The organism is Streptomyces glaucosporus (assembly GCF_039533345.1).
Taxonomy (GTDB): Bacteria; Actinomycetota; Actinomycetes; order Streptomycetales; family Streptomycetaceae; genus Streptomyces; species Streptomyces glaucosporus.
Genome location: NZ_BAAATJ010000050.1, coordinates 1 through 2,947 on the forward strand (window position 1 = coordinate 1; position 2,947 = coordinate 2,947).

Below are 2,947 nucleotides of genomic sequence, written 5' to 3' on the forward strand. Positions count from 1 at the left end.
GCCGGCGGGTCTTGAGCGCACGGCGGCGCTCCCGCAGGCGGGCGGAGAGGAAGCGCAGGGCAGAGCTGGACACGTCGACGCCGGACGGGTAGACAAGGATGCGAAGCCTCTGGTGGAGATGGTTCTTCTTGGTCGAAAATCTATCTACCAGGGGCTTCACCTGTCCGTCAGCCCAACTGACCAGTTCGAGCGCCAGGTTGGAAAACGCTCAGTGTGTCTACGGCCCGGAATTGAGTCAAGATCCAATATCCGCTGGAGACTACGGAAGAGCGCTGAGGCCGGCCAACCAGGGCGAGAAGCTGATAGTGAAAGACGAATCCTGCAAGGGGACGCTGTGGTGACTGAATTCCCTCGGAGGAAAATCGAGTTTGACGGGAGGCGCTTCGGCGCTGCTCTGGCTGCGTTCGGAGAGCTGAAGTGGATCAGGGCGCCTGTGGCCTTCAATGCAGTTTTCGAACGCTGGCAGGCTCCAATCCTTGGATGGCGCTACGAAAACCCGGAAAGCAAGATGAAGAAATTCTTCCGGGGGATCGTCGAGGATTGCCCAGAATCTGTAGATTGGTGCTTTGAGGCATCTTTCAGAAATTGGTTCATTGTCCCCTGTCGATTGATCGAAGTAATGGATCGAGAGGGTGGCAATTTTGCGGATTCCGCAGTTTCCGTGGCGCAAGAAGACCAAGACTTCTGCATTCAGGCGAACACGGACATGGAGTTGATTCTTCGGGGACTTGAAAAAGCGGCAAGGGAGAAAGGAGGGCGACTTTTCACCGGATAGATGCATAGATTGTCGATCAATCTACAAATAAACCCGTGAAGCGTGCTGCTCGACTTTCTCGGAAAAGGCGAGGCGAGACACTTGAAGCTCAATCATTCCATCCACCTGATGGGACCTTCCCGGAAGCATGAGAAAACCTTTCCGGAAAGCATTGAATGACTTTATTGATCCGAAACGTTGGGAGTTCTGGGTCGCTGATGGGGTGTCAACGATCTGATGGGGGACGCGCGGCATCTGTCGCCGTCGGTGCAGGAGGCTCTGCGGCTGCGGGCGGTGGCCGCGCTGGTGGCGGGCATCACCGTGAGGACGTCGCGGCGATCTTCGGGGTGTCGCGGAAGGCCGTGGACGGCTGGTGGGCGAAGTGGCAGGCCGACGGCCGGGAGGCGCTGGTGATGCGGCCGCGCGGCAAGCCGGTCGGAGTGCACCAGGCGCTGGGCGAGGCCGAGCAGACGGCCGTCCGGCACAGGCGATTCTCGAGCACCGGCCCTGTGACGTGGCTCTGGGCGAGCAGCCGTGGACGCGGCGGCTGGTGGGTGAGCTGATCGCCAGGCTGTACCGGTGCGGCTGACCGAACCCGGGGTGGGCACGTACCTCAAGCGTTGGGGGCTGTCGTTCCAGCGGCCGGACCAGCGGGCCGTCGAGCAGGACCCGCAGGCGGTGCGGCGCCGGCGCGAGGAGACATGGCCCAAGATCCGCGCGAAGGCGAGGGCCGACGACGGGGAGATTCTCTTCGCCGACCAGGTCGGTGTCCGTTCCGACCAGGTCGGCGGCCGAGCCTGCGGCGAGAAGGGTCGCACCCCGGTCGTGCGGCGGACGGGGAACCAGTTCTCGGTGAACGCGATGTCGGCGATCAGCATCAGGGGCCGGATGCACCTCATGGTCTTCACCGAGGCGTTCACCGCCGAGGCGATGGTCCGCTTTCTGGACCGGCTCATCGGCCACTTCGACCGCCAGGTCCACCTGATCGTGGACGGCCGCTCCGCCCACCCTCTCGGAAGGTCCGCACCTGGCTTGCCGACCACCCGAACCGCGTCGAGCCGCACTTCCTGCCGTCGTACTCACCGGAGCTGAACCCCGACGAACTGGTCAACGCCGACCTCAAACGGAGCCTGCCGATGCACGGCCGGGCCCGGGACCGGGTCCAACTCGCCGCCGAGACCTGTCGGTTCTTCCACCGACGCCGGCGTCAGCCACACATCGTCCGCGGCTGCTTCGGCGGCCCGCATGTCCGCTACCCCCTGGAATGGAACCCTTTGAGTTTCTGGCCAATATCAGGAACGCTTGACGGTCAGCGGCTCGCCGAGCAACTGCGCCGCGAGTCAGCGGAGTCAATTTTCACACCGGATGGCGGTCCAACCCCTCAGGCAATAAGGGAATCGCGGATGATCATCCCAGGAGAGCAACTCGACGATCCTGAGGTGATCAGAGTCCTGACGGCCGACGAGAGTAACATCGCTGACTGGGGAAAGTACAGCACTAGGGTCCACCAGAGCCCGTACGGAGACTTCCAAGTCCACTACTGCTACAACTCGAAAAAAGGCGAGGTGTCATACGATATCGACTACAAGGCAGTCATGAACAGAAGGTGGTGATCGGATGCTTGTCAGAGTGGCGAAGGAACCGAGGCCTGGAGTCCAGGCCGTGGACGTTCCCCTCCGCAGCGATGTGGATCATGTGGTGCTTGAAATCTATGCAAAATCCGATGGGCCCACATACTTTCGAATCGACCCCGGCCAGGGCGCTGCGCCCGCTCTATTCGATTCACGCTACTTCGATATCACATCCGCCGAGATGCCGCGCTGCTGGAGCCTGAGAGCAACCAATCATGGATCATTGTTCATCGGACCTTCAGCTTGGGGGTCAGCAGGCTTCTGGGAGGATTATTTTGACGGAAAAAGTCAGGCACGGACCGAATATGAAAGATGGAAGGCAGTTATTATAGAAGATTCTACAGGAACTGAGCCTTTTCCGTCCTCACTCTGAGCTGGCCAGATGCAGGGCGAGGACGGCCTGAACGAGACCGGTGATCCGGGTGGTCGAGCAGCGGAGCCTGCGGAGGAGCCGCCAGGACGTGACAGGGGCTGTTGCATGATCGCTATCTGTCCGGAAGGCCGGGCTGGCCCGGAGTCGGGGTGGGACGTCCCGGTTCGGGCAGGGGGCGAACGCAGTGCA

5 protein-coding genes and 2 pseudogenes are annotated in these 2,947 nt (G+C 61.5%); 5 read left to right on the top strand and 2 right to left on the bottom strand.

The window, feature by feature from the left end; all coding sequences use genetic code 11:
• Window positions 1–100, bottom strand: a pseudogene (locus ABD358_RS28260) (IS5/IS1182 family transposase); the annotation flags it as partial.
• 234 nt (window positions 101–334) lie between these two features.
• Here ABD358_RS28260 and ABD358_RS28265 point away from each other — a divergent pair.
• The 5 genes from ABD358_RS28265 (at window position 335) to ABD358_RS28285 (ending at window position 2,758) form a co-directional block, all read left to right on the top strand.
• On the top strand, window positions 335–775 hold the full coding sequence (locus ABD358_RS28265; protein ID WP_344634008.1) for a hypothetical protein: 441 nt from the start codon (window positions 335–337) through the stop codon (window positions 773–775).
• 326 nt (window positions 776–1,101) lie between these two features.
• Window positions 1,102–1,317, top strand: a complete 216-nt coding sequence (locus ABD358_RS28270; protein WP_344634009.1) for a hypothetical protein — start codon at window positions 1,102–1,104, stop codon at window positions 1,315–1,317.
• Window positions 1,318–1,333: 16 nt separating this feature from the next.
• Complete coding sequence (locus ABD358_RS28275; protein ID WP_344634010.1) at window positions 1,334–1,846, top strand: transposase; 513 nt, start codon at window positions 1,334–1,336, stop codon at window positions 1,844–1,846.
• Window positions 1,822–2,367, top strand: a complete 546-nt coding sequence (locus tag ABD358_RS28280; RefSeq protein WP_344634012.1) for a hypothetical protein — start codon at window positions 1,822–1,824, stop codon at window positions 2,365–2,367. The genes ABD358_RS28275 and ABD358_RS28280 overlap by 25 nt, the downstream gene beginning before the upstream one ends.
• Before the next feature lie 49 nt (window positions 2,368–2,416).
• On the top strand, window positions 2,417–2,758 hold the full coding sequence (locus tag ABD358_RS28285; protein ID WP_344634011.1) for a hypothetical protein: 342 nt from the start codon (window positions 2,417–2,419) through the stop codon (window positions 2,756–2,758).
• On the opposite strand, the pseudogene ABD358_RS28290 reads toward ABD358_RS28285, so the two are convergent.
• A pseudogene (locus tag ABD358_RS28290) lies at window positions 2,750–2,857 on the bottom strand (IS5/IS1182 family transposase); the annotation flags it as partial. The gene ABD358_RS28285 and the pseudogene ABD358_RS28290 overlap by 9 nt on opposite strands.
• Window positions 2,858–2,947 lie beyond the last annotated feature (90 nt).